This is a genomic window from Kribbella sp. NPDC004536 (genome assembly GCF_042873835.1).
Classification (GTDB): domain Bacteria; phylum Actinomycetota; class Actinomycetes; order Propionibacteriales; family Kribbellaceae; genus Kribbella.
On the sequence record NZ_JBIALY010000001.1, the window covers coordinates 2,058,319 to 2,080,003 of the forward strand.

Here is a 21,685-nt window from a genome sequence, read left to right on the forward strand (position 1 = left end):
CTCAGACGCCGCGGATGTTCGGCTGGCGCTGGTCGAAGAACAGCCCGGCCGGCGGCTCCTGCACCGGCAACGGCGGGATCGGGTAGTCGGTGTGCTGGTTGTTCCGGCAGGCCGCGAACGGTCCGTCCGGGTCGAGCAGCGCCATCATGTGCGGGTCCGCGTGGTCGCGCCACCAGACCGACATCCCGGTCGCCGGGTCCAGCCGCAGGTGCTCCCAGGCGCGCCAGATCGAGTCCAGCCGGCTGAGCGCCTCGGCGTGCCGGTACCACTCCGGGCACCAGACGAACTGCTGGCCGAGGCGCCGCGTGTAGAGGTAGATCAGCCGGTCTTCCACGAACTCCGCGACGTGCGGGTAGAAGAGCTCCTGCTCACCATCCACCGCTGCTGCCCCCTTCGTTCTGCTCCCAGACCGGCCGCTCCGGGCCTCGCTGCTGGATGGCCGGCTGCTGCGACGCCACCCACGGGTTGTTGCTCACCGGGGTGTTCAGCGCCGCTCCTGGATCGTACTTCGCCAGCGAAGCCTTCACCGTACCGGCGTCCGGCCGGGTGAACCACGGGACGGTCTTCACCATCGTGGCCGGGTTACCCGACGAGAGCACGACCGCACGGCCCGGCGGCATCGCGGCCAGCTCGGACACCTCGAGGATGTTGTGCCGCTGGACCTGCTGGCTGGTACCGCGCTTGCCCTCGTTGTACGACGCCGAGTTGGACTGGATGTCGTAGTCGCCGATCATCTTGCTCAGCCGCTCGAGGAAGTTGGTGTCCGCGCCGCCACCGCCGTACACGCGGATGTTGGCCGAACCCCAGAGCTTCTCCATGCCGTGGTCGCCCCAGCACTCCTGGCCCTGCGCCCAGGACTGCAGGATCGTCATCAGCACGATGCCGCGGGAACCGAAGTGCGAGTACAGGTCGGGGAGGTTCTTCCACCGGCACACGTTCGCGGCCTCGTCCAGGACGCCGACCAGCGGCTTGGGCATCCGGCCGAACGCGCAGCCGCGGGCGTACTGCTCGGCGGCCTCGACGACGGCGACGGTGAGCGCGGTGACGAGTGGTCCCGCCGTACCCGCACCTTCCTTGGAGAGGCTGTAGAGCGTGCCGCCCTGGCGGACGAACTCGTGCGGGTTGAACTGCGGACGGTTGTCGTTCGGCCCGTTCGGGACCACCCAGCGGGTGACCTTGCGGTTGATCAGGAACTGGGCGCTCTGCTGCGCCGTACCGTAGACACCGGCGCGCTGCTTGTCCGGCGCGTTGATGACACCGGCGAGCCCGTCCGCGGACATCTGCAGGCCCGGGGTGTTGCGCAGGATCCGCTCCGGCTCGTCGTTGCGCTGATCGGCGAGCCAGCTGTACACCTGGGTGATCGGGCGCTTCGCCACCGCGGCGGCGAGCAGCAGGCCGGCGAGCAGGTCCGTACCGGCGGCGTCGAAGAACGCGTCGGTCTGGGCGCCGACCACGCGCTGCGAGGCGACGAAGTGCTCGGCCAGCTCGCGCGCCTTGGTCTCGTCGGTGATGTACGTCAGCGGGTTCCACCACCAGTTCGGCGGCTCCTCGCAGACCTCCTGCGGGTCGAACACCCACAGCGGGCCCTTCTGCGAGCGCGGGCCGCGGGTGGCGTCGACGATGTCGCGCTTGTTCGAGGTGGCGACGACGCAACCCGGAGCGTCGAGAATCGCCGGCACCGCGCGCGAGGTGGTCTTACCGGTACGGGGACCCCAGATGTCGACGTGCATGTCCTCCCAGTTGCCGAACACCTCGAGGTTGTCCGTCACGGTCCGGCCGATCAGGATGCCCGGGCCGGCGTCGGCGATGCCGAGCTGGTTCGCCTTCTGCTGCGCGCCCTCGCGGGTGAGCTTGAAGATCTCGGACCGCTTCGCCATCAGCGACGCCTGCCGGTCCACCCGGCCGATCGAATGCTGCCGGTTCCGCACCAGCCACCAGACGCCGCCGGCGATCCCGAGCAGCACCACGATCTCGACCACCAGCACACCGGTGGCGGCGCCGGACCACTCCAGGCTGCCCTTGGCCAGCTGGACGACCGCGTCGAACGGGTTCCCGGCCGGGTGCGTACCGTTGATCGCGGCAGCGACCTTCAGCGCGCCCCAGAGCGAGAGCACCACCAGCCCGACCGCGCCGACGACGACGAAGATGAAGATCGCCTCGGGTGAGACCGAACCCGGTCCGGTACTCCGTTTGCCCTGGGCCATTTACTCGTCAACTCCCGTTCTGGCGACGACGCGCGTGGTCGGGTCGGGGGGCGGCAGCATCGCCGGGTCGTCCAGGCTGTACTCACCGACGACGGCCTCGGTGCCGTCCGGCGCAATCTCCACCTTCTGCGGCTTGCCGTCCTCGCCGGTCTTCCACAGCTTGTTGGTGTCGTTGATCTCGCGCTCGACCGTGGTCAGGCCGACGTGCACCGGGATGCCCGGGCGGCCACCGACCTTGATCAGGAAGTTGCCTCGACCGGGAGGCGCCGCCTCCTTGCCGGTGGCCGGGTCCCAGGCCGGCGGGTCCTGCCAGCCGATGAGCATGTTCTGCTCCTCCTGGGACATCGCCACGACCTCGGTCAGGTTGTCCATCTCGGCGCGCGGCAGACCACCGAGGACCACCATGCCGGAACGCTCGACGAAACCCTTCGCCTTCATCCGGTCCTCGGGGTTCTGCAGCGCGAGCAGGTCGGACATGGTGTGCGAGATCATCGCCATGCCGACACCGCGCTGCCGGTTCAGCCGGGTCAGCGCGTCGACCCGGTCGACCAGGCCGCTGCCGGCCCGCAGTACCCGCCAGAGCTCGTCGAGGATGACGAAGTAGTGCCGCCGCGGCTCCAGACCGGCGTCGGCCAGCGCCTGCGACACCGCGACCGCGCCGAACCCGTACGACCAGCAGGCCAGCAGTACGGCGGCCTGCAGGCTGGTCTCGGAGTCGTCGACGTTGGAGACGTCGAAGACGACCGGGCGGTCCATCTGCATCGGGTTGTCGGTCGGCGCGGAGAAGATCTCGCCGAGCCGGCCACCGCCGACCAGACCGATCAGCGAGGCTTCCAGACCTTCGGTGATCTGCCGGTAGCGGTCCAGGCTGCCGCGGTCCAAGGCCACGTTGCGGACCCGGTCCGGGGCGTCCTGGATGACCTGGAGCAGGTCCTTCAGCACCGGCGTGCCCTGGAAGCGCTCGTCCAGGACCTTGAGCGCCTCGTCGAGGATGGTCTCCTCGCGGTCGTTCGGGTTCTGGTTACGCATGATCGCGATCAGCGCCGAGACCATCGTCTGCCGACGGCCGTGCGCGTCGGCCTGGATCGCCTCCCGGGCCTTGCCGGTCAGCCGCAGCGCGGCCTCCCGGGACTCGCCCGGGTCCAGCACGTTCAGGTGGCCACGGCCGCGGCCGAGCTGGATGACCTGGCCGCCGAGCGCCTCGATCAGGTCCTTGTAGTCCGGCTTCAGGTCGCCCAGTACCAGCGGCTGCACGCCGTACCCCGCGAGGCCGAGGGCCATCCGCCGGGTGATCGTCGACTTGCCCAGACCGGGCTTGCCGAGCACGAACATCGACGGGTTCGAGATCAGCTTGGCCCGCATGAACCAGCTGATCGGGTCGCAGCACATGGTCGCGCCGGACAGGATGTTCCGGCCGATCGGTACGCCGACCATCGGGCTGCCGGTACCAGCCGAGAACGGCCACATCCCGCAGACCTGCACCGTCGTACCGCGCCACTCCTGCGGAGCCTGCAGGTACGTCGAGTAGCCACCGCCCGGGCCAGGCCAGCCGCGCGGCATCGGCCGCCGTCCGCGTCGGCTCGGGTCGACGGGCTTCTTCTGCTTCTTGTCGCTCACTGTGACTCCCCAGACGTCACTGCGCTCAGCTCAATCATAGAGATTCCCGCAGTCCGGCGGGCACCGCGAGGTGGCTCGAGACCACCACACCCAGCGGCAGCGCGGCGACGAACGCGGAGTCCTGCGAGCCGTACGCCGGTCGCAGCAGCACCCGGGCGGTCGCGCCGAGGTTGTCGATCGCCGCCACCATGTCCGGCAGCTGCTCCGCAGACATCACCGTCCCGGTCACGACCATGCCGAAGTTGACCAGACCGGCGCCGCGGGCCTCCTCCTGCGCGGACCGGTCGGCGGCCCGGGCCTCGGCCAGGCTGCGCGCGGACGGCCGCGCGGACGTGGTGGCCCGGAACGACGCGTTGCGCTTGTCGGCCTCCACCATGCGGGCCGCCGTACCGGCGTCCAGCGGACGGTAGAGCATCGTGACGCGCTTGCGGTCGATGTCGGGGTGCGGCGCGACCAGCTGCGACAGCACCGACGAGAACACCTCACCACGCGGTGCCTGCGACATCTGCCAGGTCATCGACCAGGCCGAGTCGTGCCGGTACTTGTCCCAGAACGCCTGGGCGGCCGCCGGGCCGACGTCGGTCCACTGCAGCTCGGGCGGCATGCCCTGGCTGCGGGCCTCGTCGATCAGCGCGGCGGAGGCCGGGTCGTACGCGATCCGGATCGCCTCGCACAGCTCCTGGGCGCTGACCGGCCGGGCGGCGCCGGCACCGGTCGCGTTCAGGCTCTGGGTCAGCGCTGGCAGCCGGGCCGCCAGCTCGCGACCCATGTCGTCTTCCTTACGCCGCTTGCCGCTCCGGTCGGTGCCCTTGAAGGTCAGCGCGACCCGGGCGGACACCAGCGCGGAGCCCTCCGGGTACGTCTGCACGACCTCGGTGAGCATCGCCCGGGCGATCGGCGGAGTTCCGTCCATCATGTTGTTGCCGACCTCGCGGCGCAGCCGGATGCCGGTGTCGGGTGCGCTCTCCACCGTCACCGAGGCGGCGATGATGCCCGGCTCGTGACCCAGCGACGCGAGCCACTGGCCCCAGTGCGCCACCCAGACGTCGACCTGGTCCTCGTCGACGAGGGACGCGCCGTCGGGCTCGGCGTTGATGACGACCGTGAAGTGCCGGGTGCTCGGGTAGTACAGCAGCGCGAACGGCCGGCCGTACGAGTCCTGGTACTCGCTCAGCTGGGAGGCCGCGGCGAGACCGGGCAGCTGGAACTTGCCCCAGGCGGTCCGGCCGAGCGGGCCGGAGCGGTACAGGTTGTGCTTAGCCATCTTTGCTCGTTGCCATCCAATGCTGGTCGAGAGCCGTTGCAGCGTCGACTGTCCGTGCTTGTCCTTGGTGATCAGGAGCCCGATCGCGACCCCGACGATCATCAGCGTGACGAAGGCGGCTTGGATACCGCCCGACATCATCGCGATGATCACCAGCAGCAGGCCACCCATCAGGATGGCCGTGCCGAGCATGCCCAGGCCGGCGATGCCCGCGGACGCGGGCTGCCGCCAGTTGCCGTAGGTGCGAGGTGCGCGTCGTACGTTGTCAGCCGCTGCCACTTGGTCCGTCCGGTTCTGGTGGTCGTGGCTCGTTGCCGCGAGCCCTGTCGTCGTCGTACCTCTGCTGCCGTTGGCGGTCGCGGCCCGGGTCGCCGCCCGGGGAGCTACCGGACGGGCCGCCGCCGTCGCTACCGCCACCACCACCACCGCCACCACCGCCACCGCCGCTGGCTTCGTCGCCCATGGCTTCCTTGCCCAGGGTCTCGGCGCCGTCCTTCACTGCCTTACCGGCCTTGATCGCGACCACCGCCGCGACACCAACCGGTCCACCAGCTGCGGCGGCACCACCACCGGCGGCAGCCGCGCCACCACCGGCAGCCCCACCTGCGGCGCCTCCGGCCGCACCACCAGCCGCACCGCCGCTGGCTCCGCCGGCAGCACCGGCCGCGCCACCTTCTCCGCCGGCCGCGGCGCCTTCGCCGCCGCTCGGCCCAGGTCCGCTACTGCTCGGGGCCTGCTGGCGGGCGTTGCCGACGTTCTGCGCGCCGGTCGGGCCGTCGCTACTGCCACTACCGCTGTCCGACCCGGACTCGGCGCTCTTGTTCGCCATGTCGCCGAGCTTGTCCATCCCGACCATCCGGGCCGCGAGCATGCCGGCACCGGCCGAGCCCGCGGTCGCCGCGACCATCGGCACGATGAACCGCATCAGCGCCGGCAGCGCGAACAACGCGAGCACCAGCATCGTGACACCGGTGACCAGGTTCATGACCTCACCTCCGACCTCCGTCGGGTTGAAGGAGAGGTCACCGTTGTTCGAGGTCAGCCGGATCGCGGTGGCGTAGACGATCGCGGCCACCGGTTTGTAGAGGATGAAGGCGAAGATCCAGGACAGGATCTTCTTGAACCATTCCTTCCCCATCTCGGTATTGGTCGCGGCGGCCGCGATCGGCAACACCCCGAGCAGCAGGATCAGCATCGCGCTCCGGACGATCATCAGCACGACCTGGATCACGCCGGCGATGATGCACAGGAGGCCGATGCAGATCAGCAGTCCGATACCGAGCGGACTGGCCGCGGTCGCGGCCGCACCGAACCCGAGTAACAGGAGCATCGCCTTGCCGAAGTCCACATCCTGGCCGGGGGGTATCGGATCCCCAGGACACACCCAGCCGTCCCCCGAGCCGTGCATGAGGGACGAGGTGACAAGGCAGTTCGAGAATGTGTCCGCCCAGCCGATCAACAGCTGTGCCACCCCGATCACGAAGGCGGAGGCGACCGCGAGCGTCAACAACCCCCTGAGCAGATCGCGGGCCGACTCGCCGCGCTGGGTCCAGGCCATCCGCATGCAGCCGACGATCAGCGCGATGGTGGCGATCGAGATGCTGAGGAACTGGGTGTGATCCCAGACCCAGCTGACCGCGCCGCTGGCCGGCTGTCCGGTCGGATTCCCTTGCGAGTCGACGCTGCCGATGGCCGGTGTCGGGAGGGAGATCCAGAAGGTACCGATCGTGCTCATGATGACCCCGACGGCTTTCGCGATCGCGGTCAGGATTGGTTCGAAGATCACTTTTATCAGGCCATCGATCAGGGCGGAGCCGACGCCAACAACCGCCTGGAAAGCTTTCTTGAGGATGTCGACCCAGCCGAGCGGAATCATGTCAGGACGTCTTCGGTGAGACGAACCGCAGGATGGCCGGCAGTGCGACGACCGCAACGACCATGAGCGTGATGCCCATGACCATGTTCAGAGTCTCGGAGGTGCCCGCTGGACCGTTCGTCGGGGCGCCGCCGATCAGCAGTATGGCTGTCGCGTAGATCAATGCCGCGACAGGTTTGTAGATGATGAATCCGACCAACCAGCTGAGCGTGCGCTTGAACCACATCATCCCCATCTCGGTGTTCGTCGCGGCCGCGGTCAGCGGCAGGACACCGACCAGCAGTACGAGCATCCCGTACCGGACGATCATCATGGCCAGCTGAATGATCGCCGTGATGACCATCAGGATGCCGACGAAGATGACCAGAATGAAGCCGAACAGCTCCTGCGGGCCCTTGAGCGGAGTGAGCAGCACCTCGGTCAGCTTGGACACCGCCGCGTCCGAACAGACGTGCTTGGCGCTCTCAGGCACCTTGTCACCGTGGCACTCGCCGTTGGTGGGCAGCAGGGCCGCGTCCATGATCCACTTCGAGAAGCTGTCGGAGGCGGAGATCAGCGTGGCCGCGAAGGCCGATCCCCCGGCCGACACGACCAGCAGCGTGAGCAGCGACTTCAGGATGTCGCGCAGCGGCTCGCCGCGTTGCATGAACGCCATCTGCATCGCGCCCACGATCACCGCGATCGCGCCGACCGCCACGACGATGAAGTACGTGTGGGCCTGAACCCAGCTGGCGGGGCCGTTCGCCTCGACGTTCGGGGTCGAGAGGTAGATCCAGGCGAAGCCGACGGCTTTGATCACACTGGCGACGGCCGCGAGGACGATGTCCCGGACCGCGTCGAAGATCTTGCCGAAGAGCAGATTGACGAACCAGGAGACCGCCTCGCCCACGTACTTCCGGACGCAGTCGGCCCAGTCACCCGGCCACCACGAGCATAGAGCGATCATGAGGAACCACTGAACCTTACGTAGCCGTTGAGCGAGGACAGGATGTCCGGTTCGACCGTCCCGTTGAAGCTTCCGTCGTCCTGCAGCACCGCACGCCAGTCGCCCTTGTACCACTGCATGGTGACCATCAGGGCGCCGACGCCTTGGTCACCCAACTGGGACGCGATCTGGATGATCGCCTGCGACCCGTCCTTCGGGTAGGAGACCACCTTGAAGCCGACGAACTGCACGCTGGTGCTGTCCGCCGGGGTCGCCAGGTCGAGCTTCGCCTGGGCGATCGCCTTGACCTGACCGGGCCCGGGCACCACGCGCTCCTCCAGGACGTCGAGCGCGACGGACCGGTTCTGGACCTGCCCGAGCAGGACCATCGCCGCGAGCACGGCGCCGGTCGGCGAGTGCGCGAAGCAGTACTTGACGCCGTTCGTCCTGGTCGCCGCGGGACCGCCCGCGACCTGCAGCGGGATCAGCATGCTCCCCTCGAACTGCCAGGTGACCGCCGTCGGCGCGTAGTACCGCGGGATCGCCAGCGGCGGCTTGGCGACGTGGCAGCCGCCGACGGTGTTGTTCGCCGGCGGCGGAGTGACCCGCGGAGTCGTCGTCGCGGTCGGATCCGGTGTGGCGGGCGGTTCACTCGGCTCGTCGGTGGGCACGTCGGTGGGTTGGCCCGTGGGCGTACTCGGTGTCTGGCTCGGCGTGGCGTTCGGCGTACCCGATCCACCGCGCAGAACCAGGTACGCCACGAGACACAGGACCAGCGCCACGACGACGATCGCCGACGCGACGAAGGTCCGGTTGTCGAGCATGCCGGTACCTTCGCCGTCGGTGTCGTCTCCCGAGTCCGGGGTCCTGCCGAACAGTCCCACCTACGATCAGCCTTCCATGCAGGTTCCTACAGGTCGGGTAACCGTCACCTCAGGGCGGACACGAGGCCGTTCGCCGCACCGATGACGATGCAGGCGGCCAGCACCCAACCGAGCCGGGCGGCGTGCTCGCCACCTTCACCGCGGCGCTGACCGACCGCCATCATGCCGCCGGCGATGATGATGCCGAGGCCGCAGATGATGTACGCGATGGTCTGGACCCAAGTGACGACGTCGTTGAGCTTGTTCGTGACCTCCGGTGGCATGGTGGCCATCGGCAGCACGGTGGGCAGTTCGGAAGCCATGTGGAGCAACATCATGGTGAAAGCACCCTTTCAGTACGGGGCGGGGTAGTCCGCTGGGTTTGACGCGCGAAGTGCGTAGATGGATTCAAGTACTTCGAAAACCTCGTCCGGAGTGTTGTCAGGGGTGGGAGCCTCCCCTCGGCGCCACTCCTCGATCCACGGAATGTCCCAGACCCTCGGGACACCTCCACCGACGATGTCGGCGAAGTCGTCGAGCACCCGGGGCAACCGGCCCGGGGCGTCCGCGATCAGCACCAGGCCGAGCACGGCGACCCCCTGGACGACGCCCGAGGCCCACTCGATCGCGGCTCGCTGCGCGGCGCGCAGCCCGGACCCGTGGGTCCGGGCGACCAGGATCACCGGTGTCGGCACCGGCGGCGGCGGGATCGGCCAACGATGGTTGGCCGCCCGGGTCCCCGGAAGCAGGGTGGACATCGTGGTCTCGCCGGCGCCACCGTGCACGCCGACCCACCACAACGTGTCCGCCGCCGGAATCGCGAACTTGGGCAGCCGCTGGTCCTCCGCGGGCGCCGGCACCCCGTGCTGGGGAGCGGACGGCCCCCGCGGGGTGATGTCCGGCCGAGGTCCGGGGCCGGCTGACGGCTGCTGCTGCGGACCCGGAGACTGATCTCGTGTCCACGGGTTCTGCGTCATGGCCCCTCCTCTCGCGGTGCGTCACAGGCTGTCGCCCACCGTATTCTCTCGCTTTCCGGGTGTACTTTCGTGACCCATCCACAGGCGAGGATGTTTCTACCCCCTTGTCGGGGTCAGTCGAGCCGCCGGGCCCGCGTGGTTTCTGCGTGCCCGGAATCCCTGGCATGCCTCGTGCGGGGGACATGCTAGAACGAGGACGCCGGAACCGAATGAGCGAGGGATGTCTGTGGCGGGAATGAGAGGTCACTGTGGCTGAGAAGATCCCTTCCTGGCCAAAGGTCACAATTCGGCTCTACGACGACCACAACGCCGAAGTGAAGATCGCAGGCCGCAGCCACCCGCTCAACAACATGGATCCACGGGCCGCCGCGCTCCAGTTGGTCGCCGAACAGGCGGCGCAGCTCGGCCGCCCGATGAAGGTGACCGCGGTCGAGGCCGACGGCGCCTCCTGGCCACTGATCGTGCACCCGGACGGACAGGTCGACGCGGTCGACACCAACACGGGGAAGCAGAAGCCGATCTGGCCGATCGTCCTCGCCATGGTCGTGGCCACCGTACTGCTCGGCGGGACCGTGCTGTACCTGACGGTGTTCAGCAAGCTCGGCGAGCACAAGCCGGTGGCGACCACGTCACCGAAGCTGCCGTCGCTGCCGGGCCCGAGCATGCGCGTCGACGACTTCGCTCCGAAGACCCAGCCGCCGGGCTACACCGCACATGCCGACTGGGTCGTCGCCATCGCAAAGGACACCACGCCGGCGATCCGGCCGGACGGCACCGAGGTCGCCATCTTGGTGGAGGACCCGGACTCGTCGAACAAGAAGGTCGTCGTGTTCGACAGCAGCGGCAAGGTGCTGTGGCAGGACAAGGTCCCGAAGGACGCGAGCAGCCCGGTCTACACCACGATCGACTCCAAGGTCGTGCTCGCGATCACCACCCGGGACACGATGTACTACTGGGAGGGCGACGGCGCACTGCCCAAGGAGATCCAGCTCCCCGACGGCGCCACCGTGCAGTTCTTCGGCAAGTCGCCGCTGATCATGCTGCAGGGGCAACAGGCGGGCGCCATGGTCGTCTCGGGCGGCGCGCTCAAGGCGATTCCCGAGGCGCCGCTGCTGTCGACCATCCTGCTCGCCGAGGGCGACCGGGTGCTGGTCTCGCGGTACGACGGTCCGCTCTACTGGTTGCAGCCGGACAAGCCGTTGGCGACGTTGACACTGGAGAAGCCGGGCGGCGCCGGCCAGATCAAGCAGGTGGTGGCTGCCAGCCCGGACTACGCCCTGGTGCTCTGGACCCTCGCGAAGGACCCGAACCAGGTCATCCCGGTGGTGCAATCCACGGCCAGCGGCAAGCTGGTCGCGGTCTGCCAGACCCAGCAGGAACACGCCACCGATGACTGGGCCTGGGTCCCGGACCCGAAACGCACGGCTGCGGCTTGGGGTGAGTGCCTGATCAACCTGTCCAGCCGCAAGATTCACATGGTCCCCGGCTTCCAGCCGCTCTCGCTGACGGGCGGGTTCATCTACGGCACGCTGGAAGGCAAGACTGTCGCCGTCTCGTCGAACTGGAACCAGTACCCGTTGGCGGCGGTCACGCGGCCGTGGGGTCTCGCGGGTTCGCACGCGATCGTGGTGTACGACTCGGTCCTCTACGCCTTGGACCGCAAGTGAGCGCCCGGCGCCGGACGGCGCGGATCCTGGCGGCGCTGGCCGCGGTCGGTGTGCTGTTCGCTCCGTCGACGCACGCGCTGGCGGACGACAACGAACCGCAGCCGACCGCCTGGCCGACGGTCGACCCGCCCAACCAGTCGGGGCAGCCGTCGGAGCCACAGCCGGTCCAGTGGCCGGCGCCCTCGCCGTACCCAGGCTGAGCCGCGGCGTCTGGCCACCCGCGGCCAGGGCAGCGAGGCGCTTGGCCTGGCACGCACGAAGGCCCGCGTCCCCTTGCGGAAACGCGGGCCTTCGTGGCGTACTGCGGAATCAGCCGGCCGCGACCTCGAGGCGGACCGTGGCGGCCACCTCCGGGTGCAGCTGCACCGAGACCTGGTGCTTGCCGGTGGTCTTGATCGGCGACGCGATCGCGATCGCGCGCTTCTCGACCAACGGGCCGCCGGCGGCCTTGATGGCACCGGCGATGTCGGCCGGGGTCACCGAACCGAACAGGCGGCCGGTGTCGCCGGCCTTGACGTCCAGCTTGACGGCGAGCTGCTCGAGCTGGTTCTTGACCTCGCTCGCGTGCTCCTTGCCCTGGATCGCCCGGGCGTCACGCGCCCGCTTGATCGTGACGATCTGCTTCTCCGCGCCACGGGTCCAGCCGATGGCCAGGCCGCGCGGGACGAGGTAGTTCCGGCCGTAGCCGTCCTTGACCTCGACGATGTCGCCGGGAGCCCCGAGGCCCTCGACCTCCTGAGACAGGATGAGCTTCATGGTCCGCGCCTCCCTCAGCGAGCCGTGCTCGTGTACGGCAGCAGCGCCACCTCACGAGCGTTCTTGATAGCGGTGGCCACGTCGCGCTGGTGCTGCACGCAGTTCCCGGTCACCCGGCGGGCGCGGATCTTGCCGCGGTCCGAGATGAACTTGCGCAGCAGCGCGGTGTCCTTGTAATCGACGTACGTCGCCTTGTCCTTGCAGAAGCCGCAGATCTTCTTCTTCGGCTTCCGAACGATCTTGGCCATTGTGGTGCTCTCTTCCTATTTCCAGAGCCCGGCAGAGCTGCCGGAATGGTCACTGACTGATGAATTGCGGGCCGATCAGAACGGAGGCTCCTCCATCGAGCCGCCGCCCTGGCTGGCCCAGGGGTCGTTCTGCTGGGCGGACTGACCGCCGCCCTGCGGGGTGGCCCAAGGGTCGTTCTGCTGGTTGCCGCCACCTTGACCGCCGCCACCGCCTCCTTGGTTGCCGCCGCCGCCTTGGTATCCGCCACCGCCACCTTGGTAGCCACCGCCACCCTGGTTGCCGCCACCACCGAAGCCACCGCCGCCACCGCCGTCGGAGCGCGAGGTCTTGGAGATCTTCAGCGTCGCGTAACGCATGCTGGCGCCGATCTCCTCGACGTCACACTCGAAGACGGTGCGCTTGTTCCCGTCGCGGTCGTCGTAGCTGCGCGCCTTCAGGCGCCCGTGCACGACGACCCGGGAACCGCGGGTGAGTGACTCGGCAACGTTCTCGGCGACCTGCCGCCACACCGAACACGAGATGAAGAGGGTTTCCCCGTCCTTCCACTCGTTGCTCTGCCGGTCCAGCGTCCGCGGGGTGGACGCGATGGTGAAATTCGCCACCGCGGCGCCCGAGGGCGTGAAGCGCAGTTCCGGATCACCCGTGAGGTTTCCGATCAGGGTGATGGGTGGTTCGCCTGCCATTGCCGTTCCTCCTGCTATCGGGTGTGGCTGTGTCTACAGCCATTGGTATCGGCTGGAGCCGACAGTACCGATGGCTGCTGACGACCCCAGGGTCAGTGCTGGTCCGGCCGGATGACCTTGGTGCGCAGGATCGACTCGTTCAGCGTGAGCTGACGGTCGAGCTCCTTCACGACCGCCGGCTCGGCGGTCAGGTCGACGACGGCATAGATGCCTTCGGACTTCTTGTTGACGTCATAGGCAAGCTTCCGACGACCCCAGATGTCGAGCTTCTCGACCGTGCCACCTTCCTTGCGGACGATGTTCAGGTACTGGTCGATGGACGGCTCCACGGTGCGCTCATCGAGCTCCGGGTCGAGGATCACCATGACTTCGTAACGACGCATGCGCGAACTCCACCTCCTTCGGACTTGGCGGCCACGGTCTCTCCGTGGCAGGAGGGCGATGCGGTGTGCTGCACGCCGGCTCTTGCCGCCGACGCCAAGCAATGAGCCCGGTCGATGGACCGGGCCACAACCAAAAGAGTACCAGCGTTCGGACGCCCGCCTGACCATATCCACAGGCCTGTTCCGGTGACTCTACGTCATCGCGCGACGACGACACGTGGGCGACTGCGGAGTACGAACAGGAGCAACGGTTACGGCGAGGGCGAGCGAGACGACGGCCAGTACCGGGAAGCCGCCCAGGGTGAATAGCCAGGGGGATGTCGCCGTGGCCAGGGCGGATACGGCCCAGATCGAGGATTCGACGCGGCTCTCGACCTCGGTTGAGCCGAATTGGGAGCTGCCGCCGAGGTAGCAGAGGTTCCACGCGTAGCCCAGGAGGAAGAGCGCGGGCGTGAAGACCAGTCCGGTGCGGGTAACCAGTACGGCCGCCGCCAGCAGGCCGGTCAGCCCGGCGAGCGTCACGAGCCGTGCGCCGAACCGGTCGATCAGCCAGCCGGTCAGGGGCGAGAGGGCGAACATCCCCAGGGTGTGGACGGACAGCATCACGCCGAGGACGCCGAGGCTGTTGTGGTGCAGGTGGGTGTGGACGGGGACTGCCGTCATCACGGAGACCATGACCAACTGGCCGACGATCATCACGCCCGCCGCCAGGAGTACCGGACGTTCGGTTGTGGCCGTCTGCGCCTGCGGTGTGTCGGCGGTTCTCGTACGACGGATGTACGTCGAGGCGATCAGTGCGCTGAAGACGGCGGCCAGTGCGAGTAGGAACGGGCCTGCGATGGCAGGTAGGCCGAGGTTGGATGCGGTGGACTGAGACGGAGCCAGGAGGAACGGGCCGCCGGCGGCTCCGAATGTGCTTGCCCAGATGACTGTGCTCATTGCCCTGGAACGTCGTGCAGGCGGTGCTGCGTCCGCAGCTGCGTAGCGCGACAACAGGCTGGCTGCGTTGCCTATGCCTAGTAGGAACATGCCTGGGAAGAGAAGGGCGATCGGTGCGCCGACAGCGGCCAGGACGGTGAGCGCTCCGCCGGCTACGCCTACGCCGTACCCGGTCTTGAGGGCCTGGGCTCGGCTGAGGCGGGATGTCCAGCGGCCGACGAGCACGGCGCCTGCGGCGGTGCCCAGTACGCCTGCTGTGTTGGGGAGTCCGGCCAGTGCCGGACCGAGGTCGTCGGCGATCAGGATCGCGCTGACTGCGCTGGCGGCGACCATGGCGGCGTTCATCAGAGCGGCGGCGAGAACGACGGGGATCAGCATGCCAACAACGCTAGAAAGCCGTCGTGGCCCGAAGAAGGCAGAACTGAAGGTCTGAGGGCTTGCGGAGCAGCGATCTGAAAGGTGTTCTGGGAGTATGGCCTTTCAGGAGCGTGAACTCGATCCCACCGACTGGCAGATCCTGGCCGCGCTGCAGTCCGACGGGCGCCTCTCGTTCAACCAGCTCGGCAAGCGCGTCAACCTCTCACCACCCGCCGTCGCCGACCGGGTACGCCGACTCGAAGAGACCGGCGTCATCACCGGCTACCGCGCCGAGGTGGACTCCGCGAAGGCCGGGCAACCGCTGTCTGCGTTCGTCCAGATGCGCTGTACGACGGGACGCTGCCTGCTGAAGACCACGCGGGCCGAGGACTTCCCCGAGGTGCTCGAGATCCACAAGCTGAGCGGCAACTCGTGTTCGATGCTGCGGGTCCGGGTGACGTCGATGCGGCACCTGGAGGGACTGTTCGAGCGGCTCGGTGAGCACGGTGAGATGAACACCCACATCGTGTTGTCCACCGAGTTCGAGGGACGACCGGTGCAGGAGCCGAGCACCGACGAGCGGAAGGTGACGCGGTCCGCCGGGTGGGGATCCTGAGACCGGGGCGGTGGGGTGGGGTAGGTATTCGGCACTGTCCGTGGGCGGTTCTAGGGTGGGGTCATGACTGTGAAGCTTGGTGCGCATGTGGACCAGGAAGACCCGTTGGCGGAGGCCGCTGACCGGGGTGCTGACCTGGTGCAGTTCTTCCTGGGGAACCCGCAGGACTACAAGGCGCCCAAGCTTGCGTACGCCGACGGCGAGGACGCGCTGAAGGAACGGGCGGCCGCGGCAGGCGTCGACCTGTACGTGCACGCGCCGTACCGGTTGAACGTGGCGAACACGAACAACCGGATCCGGATCCCGAGCCGCAAGCTGCTGCAGCAGACGCTCGACAAGGCGGCCGAGATCGACGTCAAGGGCGTGATCGTGCACGGCGGGCACGTCGGCGACGAGGACGACCCGGAGGCCGGGTTCGACAACTGGCGGAAATGCATCGAGCGGGCCGAGCTCCCGGTGCCGCTGCTGATCGAGAACACCGCCGGCGGGGAGAACGCGATGGCCCGCCAGCTGGACCGGATCGCGCGGCTCTGGGAGGCGGTGCAGGCGTCCGGCAACGACCGGCTGGAGAACGTCGGCTTCTGCCTGGACACGTGCCACTTCCATGCGGCCGGTGAGGAGCTGCCGACGATCGTCGAGCGGGTGCTGGCGATCACCGGCCGGATCGACCTGGTGCACGCGAACGGGTCCCGCGACGAGTTCGGCTCCGGCGCGGACCGGCACAGCAACTTCGAGGAGGGCCACATCGACCCGGCCGAGATCGTCGCGGTGATCGAGGCCGCCGGCGCGCCGGTCGTCGTCGAGACGCCGAACGCGGACAACGGGCAGAAGGCCGACCTCGACTACCTACGCGCGCACCTCAAGGCGTAGGGGTCGAGTCCGCCGGCGGCTTCATGCCGTAGATCCAGTAGGTCAGCGCCCACGGGAGCAGCAGCGAGAGCGCCGAGTGGTTGTCGCTCGGTACGGTGAGACCGCAGATGACGGCCAGTACGACGAGCACGGTGCTGACCTGGAAGAGGTCGACCCGGCCGAACAGGCGGGTGCGCAATGTGACCTTGTCCCGCGCACAGCCGACGTACAGCGCGATCAGGGCGAGTACGCAGATGATGACGACGGTCGCGCCGAGCCAGGCGAGGCCGCCGAACTTCGCGTCGTTCTGGACCATGCCGGAGACCACGAAGGCGCCGGCCAGCAGCGTCAGCCAGCCGCAGGTCCACTCGAAGGCCCGGGTCGACCGCCGCGCCCGCGCGGCCGGGTCCTCCTCCGGCTCCTTCTCCGCTGCACCCTCCGCACCCTTCGAATCCTCGGAATCCTTCGAGGCCGCGGAGTCCGTCGAGGCCCCGGTGTCCTCGGAGGCCGCGGTGACCTTGGAGTCCGTCGGGTCCTCGGCGGCCGGGGCGGGCTCGGGGTCTGACTGCGCCATGGCAGTGACGGTAGCGCAGAATGAGGCTATGCAGCCCTGGGAGGTCTGCCGGACTGCTGGCGGAATCGTTGTCTGTGCCAACGATCTCGGGTGGCGTTTCCTGCCCGGCGGCCAGGTACCTCGATCAGCAGGCCGGTGGGGTGATGGGGCCGGTCGTCAGGCTGGCTCGGGCAATGGGGCTGGTTTAGCTGCCTTCCACGGCAGCAGTACGGCGCTCAACGCGCAGCTGATGCCTGCCACCCAGAGCGCGCCGCGCATCCCGATCAGGGTGGCAAGTACGCCGCCGAGTGCGATGAACACCGGCTGGATGAAACGGGAGCTGATCGACCACGATCCGACCACCCGGGCCATGAACCCGTCTTCGGTGACATCCATCCGGTACGTCGCGAACGACGGGTTGAACGCGCCCGCGCCGACGAGCAGCGCCGTCTCGGCAGCGGTCAGTACGACGAATCCGCCCCAGCCGTGCGGTGCCAGCGGGAACAGCAGCTGCCAAGGCGCCCGCAGTACGCCGAAGACGAGCAGCATCCAGTGCATGCCGTACCGCTTCGTGAGCCGCGGCGCCATCCGCGCACCGACGACGCCGCCGATGCAGGAGACGCCGAGCATCACGCCGTAGCTCCAGGGCGCGAGCCCGAGGTCGCGCAGCATGAACACGGTCAGCAGCGGCGACGTCATCATCACCGACCCGCCGAAGAGCATCGCGTTCCAGAACAGGGCGCGCAGACCGCGGTGCGCCAGGATGTACCGCCAGCCGGCGGTGATGTCGCGCTTACCCCCGCCCTTCACCGGCTCCGGTTCGGGCTGCTGGATCCGCCGGATGCCGAGCGCGGACCCGAGGAACGAGACGGCATCGATCGCGAGCGTCACGGTCGCACCGACCAGGCTGACCAGAGCACCACCCAGCGCCGGGCCGATGCTCAGCGACACCCAGTTCGTCTGCTCGAACCGGCTGTTGGCCTCGGCCCGCCCAGCCGCCGGGACGAGCGCCTTCAGATGCGCACCGCTGGCGGCTTGGAACGCGATCGTCCCCGCCGCCTGCAGCACGCCCGCGACGCACAACTGCGCGTACGTCAGCCCTCCGAACGCGGCGGCGATCGGTACCGACGCCAGCGCCCCGAACCGGATCAGGTCCGACGCGATCATCACCGGCCGCTTGTGCCGCTGCTCGATGAAGTCCCCCAGCGGCAACGCGAGCACCCCGCCTGCCAGCGCGGAGAACGCGGCGAGCAGCGAGACCTGGAGCGTCGACGAGTCCAGAGCGAGTACGGCAACCAACGGCAACGCGCCGAGTCCCACCGCCGATCCGAACGAACTGACCGTGAACGCGAACCACAACCGACGGAAGTCTCGACCCAAAGACATCCCGCGATCGTAGAAGCGGCCACCGACAGAATCAGCGCAGGTTCAGGCCGCCGTCGAGGAGGATTACTTCGCCGGTGAGGTAGGAGTTGTGGATAACCGCAGAGATCAAGTCGGCGACATCCACAGGTTGAGCCGCGCGGCGCATCGGGCTCGAGGTTTTCCACAGGTTCTGGGCTTCGGTCCACGACTCCGTGAGCGGCGTGTCGACGAGGCCGGGGGCGACCGCGTTGACCCGGACCTCTGGGCCGAGCGCCGCGGCGAGGAGTTTGGTCACGTGGTTCAGCGCCGCCTTCGACGCGGCGTACGCGATCGAGCTGCCCTTCGGGCGGACGCCCGCGTGGCTCGTCACGTTGACGATGCACCCGCCCGCCTCGCGCAGCGCGGGCAGCGCCGCAGTACACAGAAGCCACGGCGCGATCAGGTTCACGTCGAGCAGCTGCCGCCAGTCGGCCGCGGTCAGCGCGTCCAGGTCCGCGTGCGGCACCGGCCAGCTGATGCCGGCGTTGTTCACCAGTACGTCGAGCCGCCCGTGCACGGCAAGTACCTCCGGTACGAGCGCACCAGCCGCGGCATCGTCGGAGAGGTCAGCCTGGTGGTACGACCCACCCAGCTGGGCGGCCAGCGCAGAACCGGCATCGCGGGTCGAGCGCGAATGCACCGCGACGGTCATCCCGTCCGCGGCGAGCCGCCGTACGGTCGCTTCGCCGATCCCGGAGGTCGACCCGGTGACGAGCGCGACCCTCACGCGCCGTACCGGAGACCGTCGAGGAGCAGGTTGAGCAGCCGGTCGGCCTGTTCGCGGCGACCGCCCGCGGCCAGTCCGACACCGCTCAGGCTCAGCAGTACGTCGTCGGCCGTCACGTCGGACCGGAGCTCGCCGGCGGCCACCCCCGCGTCGAGCAGTGGCGTGATCGCACCGACCAGCAGGTCGCGGCTCTGCGCGTACGGGTCGGCGCCGGATGCGATCACGGCGCGCAGCGCGTCGGCCATGCCGAGCTTGCGCGCCATGTAGTCGATGAAGCGGTCCATCCAGGCACGCAGCGCTGCCGCCGGCGGCAGCTTCGCGAGCAGCTCGGGGGCGGCGTCACAGACGGCCGCGAGCTCGCTGCGGTACGCCGCCTCGATCAGGGCCTCCCGGGTCGGGAAGTGCCGGTAGAGGGTTCCGATGCCGACGCCGGCGTCCTTCGCGATGCCCTCGAGGGTCGCCTCCAGACCGCACTTCGTGAACGCCTGCGACGCCGCGGTCAGGATCTGACCCCGGTTGCGCTGGGCGTCGGCCCGCAGTGGGCGCTCGCTCGTACTCCCCATGTCCCTCCCCCTCCGGACTGCACAACCTAGCCGACCTTGATATCCGGAGGCACCTCCGGTTAACTCGAAAGTACCGGAGGCTCCTCCGGTTACAGTCTAGGGACGGATGCTGATGAGCAGAATCACCACACCCTTCGGCTACGAGTCGACCGCGGCCGAGGTGATCGCCGGAGTCGACCTGACCGGTCGGCGCACGGTCGTCACCGGCGGTGCGTCCGGGATCGGGGTCGAGACGGTCCGGGCGCTCGCCGCGGCCGGCGCCGAGGTGACCCTCGCGGTCCGGAACACCGCCGCCGGCGAGCGGGTCGCCGGGCAGATCATCGAGGACACCGGCAACAACCACGTCTTCGTCGCGCCGATCGAGCTCGCCGACCAGGCGTCGGTCCGCGCCTTCGCGCAGAGCTGGAGCGGCCCGCTGCACATCCTGGTCAACAACGCCGGCGTGATGGCCGAGCCGCTCAACCGGACCCCGGAGGGCTGGGAGCACCAGTTCGCCACCAACCACCTCGGGCACTTCGGCCTCGCACTCGGCCTGCACGACGCGCTCGCGGCCGCCGGCGACGCCAGGGTCGTCTCGGTGAGCTCGAGCGCACACCTGCGCTCCGACGTACACCTCGACGACCTGCACTTCGAGAACCGGCCGTACGAGCCGTGGGCGGCGTACGGGCAGTCGAAGACCGCGAACATCCTGTTCGCCGTCGAGGGCGCCAAGCGGTGGGCCGCGGACGGGATCGTGGTGAATGCGTTGATGCCGGGCGGAATCCGGACCGCCCTGCAGCGGCACGTCTCGGCGGATGTGCAGCGGCAGTGGGACGAGTACCGCTGGAAGACCACGGAGCAGGGCGCGGCCACGTCCGTACTGCTGGCGGCCTCACCGCTCGTGCAGGGCGTGACGGGCAAGTACTTCGAGGACAACAACGAGGCGCTGCCCAACGTCGTGGGCGAGAACACCGGCGTCGCGGCGTACGCGCTCGACCCGGAGTCGGCCCTCCGGTTGTGGGACCTGTCCGAGCAATTGGTTTGATCAGAAACCGGCTCAGCTACGGTTCCGTGGGCTGGGCCGGTAACCTGACCGACCGTGAGTGACTTGAGCATTCGGACCATCTCCACCGACGAGCACGCCGCGTACATCGCGGCGCAGCCGGCGGCGAGCTTCCTGCAGACGCCCGGCTGGGCCGCGGTGAAGAGCGAGTGGAAGGCGGAGTCACTCGGCTGGTACGAACCGGGCACGCCCGGCGAACTGGTCGGCGTGGGTCTGGTGCTCTACCGGCAGATGCCGAAGGTGAAGCGCTACCTCGCGTACCTGCCGGAAGGTCCGGTGATCGACTGGGACGCGATCGACCTCGGCAGCTACCTGCGCCCGCTGGCCGCGCACCTGGCCGAGCGCGGCGCGTTCGGGATCCGGATGGGTCCGCCGGTGGCGACCCGCCGCTGGAGCGCGCAGACGATCAAGGACGCGATCGCCGGCGGGCAGCAGCCGCGGCTCGGCGACGTCCGCCCGGACGTGATCGAGCCGTCCGGCGCGACCGTCGGCGACCAGCTCCGCAAGCTCGGCTGGAAGCCGCCGCGGATCGCGGAGGGCTTCGCCGCCGGGCAGCCGCAGTACGTGTTCCAGGTGCCGCTGGCCGGCCGTACCGAGGACGACCTGCTGAAGGGCATGAACCAGCTCTGGCGGCGCAACATCAAGAAGGCCGCGAAGGCCGGCGTCGAGGTGACGCAGGGCGGGCCCGAGGACATCAAGGCGTTCCACGGCCTGTACGTGGAGACCGCCGAGCGGGACCACTTCACGCCGCGCCCGCTGCCGTACTTCGAGAAGATGTACGCCGCGATGGCGAACCAGCCGGCCGATTGCTGTGACTTCCGGATCTACAACGCCCACCACGAGGGCGACCTGGTCGCGTCGACGATCTGGGTCCGGGTCGGCGGTCACTCCTGGTACTCCTACGGTGCCAGCTCGACCGCCAAGCGGGACGTGCGCGGATCGAACGCGATCCAGTGGCGCATGATGACGGACGCACTCGCGGCGGGCGCGTCCGTGTACGACCTACGGGGCATCACCGACACCTTGGACCCGAACGACCCGCACGTCGGGCTGATCCAGTTCAAGACCGGTACCGGCGGCGAGGCCGTCGAGTACGTCGGTGAGTGGGATCTGCCGTTGAACAAGGCGCTCTACACCGCATTCGACCTCTACATGAGACGGCGTTGACACC

General features: G+C 68.8%; 24 protein-coding genes. 6 read left to right on the top strand and 18 right to left on the bottom strand.

Annotation, left to right across the window (positions count from 1 at the left end):
• Position 1 precedes the first annotated feature (1 nt).
• From ACFYRU_RS10245 to ACFYRU_RS10285, 9 genes are all read right to left on the bottom strand, one after another.
• Positions 2 to 379, bottom strand: a complete 378-nt coding sequence (locus ACFYRU_RS10245) for a DUF4913 domain-containing protein (RefSeq protein ID WP_141856453.1) — start codon at positions 377 to 379, stop codon at positions 2 to 4.
• Positions 369 to 2,204, bottom strand: a complete 1,836-nt coding sequence (locus tag ACFYRU_RS10250) for a type IV secretory system conjugative DNA transfer family protein (protein WP_387655565.1) — start codon at positions 2,202 to 2,204, stop codon at positions 369 to 371. Before ACFYRU_RS10250 ends, ACFYRU_RS10245 begins: the two co-directional genes overlap by 11 nt.
• Complete coding sequence (locus ACFYRU_RS10255) at positions 2,205 to 3,821, bottom strand: ATP/GTP-binding protein (RefSeq protein WP_387655567.1); 1,617 nt, start codon at positions 3,819 to 3,821, stop codon at positions 2,205 to 2,207.
• A gap of 34 nt (positions 3,822 to 3,855) precedes the next feature.
• Positions 3,856 to 5,364, bottom strand: a complete 1,509-nt coding sequence (locus tag ACFYRU_RS10260; protein ID WP_387655570.1) for an SCO6880 family protein — start codon at positions 5,362 to 5,364, stop codon at positions 3,856 to 3,858.
• Positions 5,351 to 6,961: a hypothetical protein gene (locus ACFYRU_RS10265; RefSeq protein ID WP_387655573.1), complete on the bottom strand. Its 1,611-nt coding sequence runs from the start codon at positions 6,959 to 6,961 to the stop codon at positions 5,351 to 5,353. Before ACFYRU_RS10265 ends, ACFYRU_RS10260 begins: the two co-directional genes overlap by 14 nt.
• A gap of 1 nt (position 6,962) precedes the next feature.
• Complete coding sequence (locus ACFYRU_RS10270; RefSeq protein ID WP_387655576.1) at positions 6,963 to 7,907, bottom strand: hypothetical protein; 945 nt, start codon at positions 7,905 to 7,907, stop codon at positions 6,963 to 6,965.
• Positions 7,904 to 8,710 (bottom strand): hypothetical protein, encoded by an 807-nt coding sequence (locus ACFYRU_RS10275; protein ID WP_387655578.1) that lies wholly within the window; start codon positions 8,708 to 8,710, stop codon positions 7,904 to 7,906. The genes ACFYRU_RS10270 and ACFYRU_RS10275 overlap by 4 nt, the downstream gene beginning before the upstream one ends.
• A gap of 104 nt (positions 8,711 to 8,814) precedes the next feature.
• On the bottom strand, positions 8,815 to 9,072 hold the full coding sequence (locus ACFYRU_RS10280; protein ID WP_387655580.1) for a TrbC/VirB2 family protein: 258 nt from the start codon (positions 9,070 to 9,072) through the stop codon (positions 8,815 to 8,817).
• A 30-nt stretch (positions 9,073 to 9,102) separates the two neighbouring features.
• Positions 9,103 to 9,726 (bottom strand): DUF6668 family protein, encoded by a 624-nt coding sequence (locus ACFYRU_RS10285; protein WP_387655583.1) that lies wholly within the window; start codon positions 9,724 to 9,726, stop codon positions 9,103 to 9,105.
• Positions 9,727 to 9,974: 248 nt separating this feature from the next.
• On the opposite strand from ACFYRU_RS10285, the gene ACFYRU_RS10290 reads away from it, so the two are divergent.
• Positions 9,975 to 11,393 (top strand): hypothetical protein, encoded by a 1,419-nt coding sequence (locus ACFYRU_RS10290; RefSeq protein ID WP_387655585.1) that lies wholly within the window; start codon positions 9,975 to 9,977, stop codon positions 11,391 to 11,393.
• Positions 11,390 to 11,593 (top strand): hypothetical protein, encoded by a 204-nt coding sequence (locus ACFYRU_RS10295; protein WP_387655587.1) that lies wholly within the window; start codon positions 11,390 to 11,392, stop codon positions 11,591 to 11,593. Before ACFYRU_RS10290 ends, ACFYRU_RS10295 begins: the two co-directional genes overlap by 4 nt.
• A gap of 109 nt (positions 11,594 to 11,702) precedes the next feature.
• On the opposite strand, the gene rplI is transcribed toward ACFYRU_RS10295, so the two are convergent.
• The 5 genes from rplI to ACFYRU_RS10320 all read right to left on the bottom strand — a co-directional run bounded on the left by rplI (position 11,703) and on the right by ACFYRU_RS10320 (position 14,781).
• Positions 11,703 to 12,149, bottom strand: a complete 447-nt coding sequence (gene rplI / locus ACFYRU_RS10300; RefSeq protein ID WP_387655589.1) for a 50S ribosomal protein L9 — start codon at positions 12,147 to 12,149, stop codon at positions 11,703 to 11,705.
• Between the two features lie 14 nt (positions 12,150 to 12,163).
• Positions 12,164 to 12,397, bottom strand: a complete 234-nt coding sequence (rpsR, locus tag ACFYRU_RS10305; protein ID WP_141856470.1) for a 30S ribosomal protein S18 — start codon at positions 12,395 to 12,397, stop codon at positions 12,164 to 12,166.
• Positions 12,398 to 12,472: 75 nt separating this feature from the next.
• The gene (locus tag ACFYRU_RS10310) at positions 12,473 to 13,081 is read right to left on the bottom strand and encodes a single-stranded DNA-binding protein (RefSeq protein ID WP_387655591.1); all 609 of its coding nucleotides are present in this window, start codon (positions 13,079 to 13,081) and stop codon (positions 12,473 to 12,475) included.
• A gap of 92 nt (positions 13,082 to 13,173) precedes the next feature.
• Entirely contained in the window at positions 13,174 to 13,464 is a 291-nt protein-coding gene (rpsF, locus tag ACFYRU_RS10315) for a 30S ribosomal protein S6 (RefSeq protein ID WP_387655594.1), read from the bottom strand.
• A 192-nt stretch (positions 13,465 to 13,656) separates the two neighbouring features.
• Entirely contained in the window at positions 13,657 to 14,781 is a 1,125-nt protein-coding gene (locus ACFYRU_RS10320) for an MFS transporter (RefSeq protein WP_387655596.1), read from the bottom strand.
• Positions 14,782 to 14,875: 94 nt separating this feature from the next.
• Between ACFYRU_RS10320 and ACFYRU_RS10325 the strand changes: the two genes are divergently transcribed.
• Entirely contained in the window at positions 14,876 to 15,376 is a 501-nt protein-coding gene (locus ACFYRU_RS10325) for an Lrp/AsnC family transcriptional regulator (protein ID WP_387655599.1), read from the top strand.
• A 63-nt stretch (positions 15,377 to 15,439) separates the two neighbouring features.
• Entirely contained in the window at positions 15,440 to 16,246 is an 807-nt protein-coding gene (locus ACFYRU_RS10330) for a deoxyribonuclease IV (RefSeq protein WP_387655601.1), read from the top strand.
• On the opposite strand, the gene ACFYRU_RS10335 is transcribed toward ACFYRU_RS10330, so the two are convergent.
• The 4 genes from ACFYRU_RS10335 to ACFYRU_RS10350 all read right to left on the bottom strand — a co-directional run bounded on the left by ACFYRU_RS10335 (position 16,236) and on the right by ACFYRU_RS10350 (position 19,472).
• Positions 16,236 to 16,799 carry a hypothetical protein gene (locus ACFYRU_RS10335; RefSeq protein ID WP_387655604.1) on the bottom strand — a complete coding sequence of 188 codons (564 nt, stop codon included), beginning with the start codon at positions 16,797 to 16,799 and terminating at the stop codon, positions 16,236 to 16,238. The genes ACFYRU_RS10330 and ACFYRU_RS10335 overlap by 11 nt on opposite strands.
• 156 nt (positions 16,800 to 16,955) lie before the next feature.
• On the bottom strand, positions 16,956 to 18,164 hold the full coding sequence (locus ACFYRU_RS10340; protein ID WP_387655607.1) for an MFS transporter: 1,209 nt from the start codon (positions 18,162 to 18,164) through the stop codon (positions 16,956 to 16,958).
• 31 nt (positions 18,165 to 18,195) lie between these two features.
• Positions 18,196 to 18,909: an SDR family NAD(P)-dependent oxidoreductase gene (locus ACFYRU_RS10345; RefSeq protein ID WP_387655610.1), complete on the bottom strand. Its 714-nt coding sequence runs from the start codon at positions 18,907 to 18,909 to the stop codon at positions 18,196 to 18,198.
• Positions 18,906 to 19,472 (bottom strand): TetR/AcrR family transcriptional regulator, encoded by a 567-nt coding sequence (locus tag ACFYRU_RS10350; protein ID WP_387655612.1) that lies wholly within the window; start codon positions 19,470 to 19,472, stop codon positions 18,906 to 18,908. Before ACFYRU_RS10350 ends, ACFYRU_RS10345 begins: the two co-directional genes overlap by 4 nt.
• Before the next feature lie 112 nt (positions 19,473 to 19,584).
• On the opposite strand from ACFYRU_RS10350, the gene ACFYRU_RS10355 reads away from it, so the two are divergent.
• A complete protein-coding gene (locus ACFYRU_RS10355) occupies positions 19,585 to 20,496 on the top strand; it encodes an SDR family NAD(P)-dependent oxidoreductase (protein ID WP_387655615.1) in 912 nt (303 codons plus the stop codon).
• A 54-nt stretch (positions 20,497 to 20,550) separates the two neighbouring features.
• Positions 20,551 to 21,681 carry a lipid II:glycine glycyltransferase FemX gene (locus ACFYRU_RS10360; protein ID WP_387655616.1) on the top strand — a complete coding sequence of 377 codons (1,131 nt, stop codon included), beginning with the start codon at positions 20,551 to 20,553 and terminating at the stop codon, positions 21,679 to 21,681.
• Positions 21,682 to 21,685: the final 4 nt, after the last annotated feature.

Coding starts and splice junctions, on each gene's coding strand:
- ACFYRU_RS10250 (WP_387655565.1), bottom strand. CDS start 2,204: ATGGCCCAGGGCAAACGGAGTACCGGACCGGGTTCGGTCTCACCCGAG.
- ACFYRU_RS10265 (WP_387655573.1), bottom strand. CDS start 6,961: ATGATTCCGCTCGGCTGGGTCGACATCCTCAAGAAAGCTTTCCAGGCG.
- ACFYRU_RS10270 (WP_387655576.1), bottom strand. CDS start 7,907: ATGATCGCTCTATGCTCGTGGTGGCCGGGTGACTGGGCCGACTGCGTC.
- ACFYRU_RS10275 (WP_387655578.1), bottom strand. CDS start 8,710: ATGCTCGACAACCGGACCTTCGTCGCGTCGGCGATCGTCGTCGTGGCG.
- ACFYRU_RS10280 (WP_387655580.1), bottom strand. CDS start 9,072: ATGGCTTCCGAACTGCCCACCGTGCTGCCGATGGCCACCATGCCACCG.
- ACFYRU_RS10285 (WP_387655583.1), bottom strand. CDS start 9,726: ATGACGCAGAACCCGTGGACACGAGATCAGTCTCCGGGTCCGCAGCAG.
- rplI (WP_387655589.1), bottom strand. CDS start 12,149: ATGAAGCTCATCCTGTCTCAGGAGGTCGAGGGCCTCGGGGCTCCCGGC.
- rpsR (WP_141856470.1), bottom strand. CDS start 12,397: ATGGCCAAGATCGTTCGGAAGCCGAAGAAGAAGATCTGCGGCTTCTGC.
- ACFYRU_RS10310 (WP_387655591.1), bottom strand. CDS start 13,081: ATGGCAGGCGAACCACCCATCACCCTGATCGGAAACCTCACGGGTGAT.
- rpsF (WP_387655594.1), bottom strand. CDS start 13,464: ATGCGTCGTTACGAAGTCATGGTGATCCTCGACCCGGAGCTCGATGAG.
- ACFYRU_RS10320 (WP_387655596.1), bottom strand. CDS start 14,781: ATGCTGATCCCCGTCGTTCTCGCCGCCGCTCTGATGAACGCCGCCATG.
- ACFYRU_RS10325 (WP_387655599.1), top strand. CDS start 14,876: ATGGCCTTTCAGGAGCGTGAACTCGATCCCACCGACTGGCAGATCCTG.
- ACFYRU_RS10330 (WP_387655601.1), top strand. CDS start 15,440: ATGACTGTGAAGCTTGGTGCGCATGTGGACCAGGAAGACCCGTTGGCG.
- ACFYRU_RS10335 (WP_387655604.1), bottom strand. CDS start 16,799: ATGGCGCAGTCAGACCCCGAGCCCGCCCCGGCCGCCGAGGACCCGACG.
- ACFYRU_RS10340 (WP_387655607.1), bottom strand. CDS start 18,164: ATGTCTTTGGGTCGAGACTTCCGTCGGTTGTGGTTCGCGTTCACGGTC.
- ACFYRU_RS10350 (WP_387655612.1), bottom strand. CDS start 19,472: ATGGGGAGTACGAGCGAGCGCCCACTGCGGGCCGACGCCCAGCGCAAC.
- ACFYRU_RS10355 (WP_387655615.1), top strand. CDS start 19,585: ATGAGCAGAATCACCACACCCTTCGGCTACGAGTCGACCGCGGCCGAG.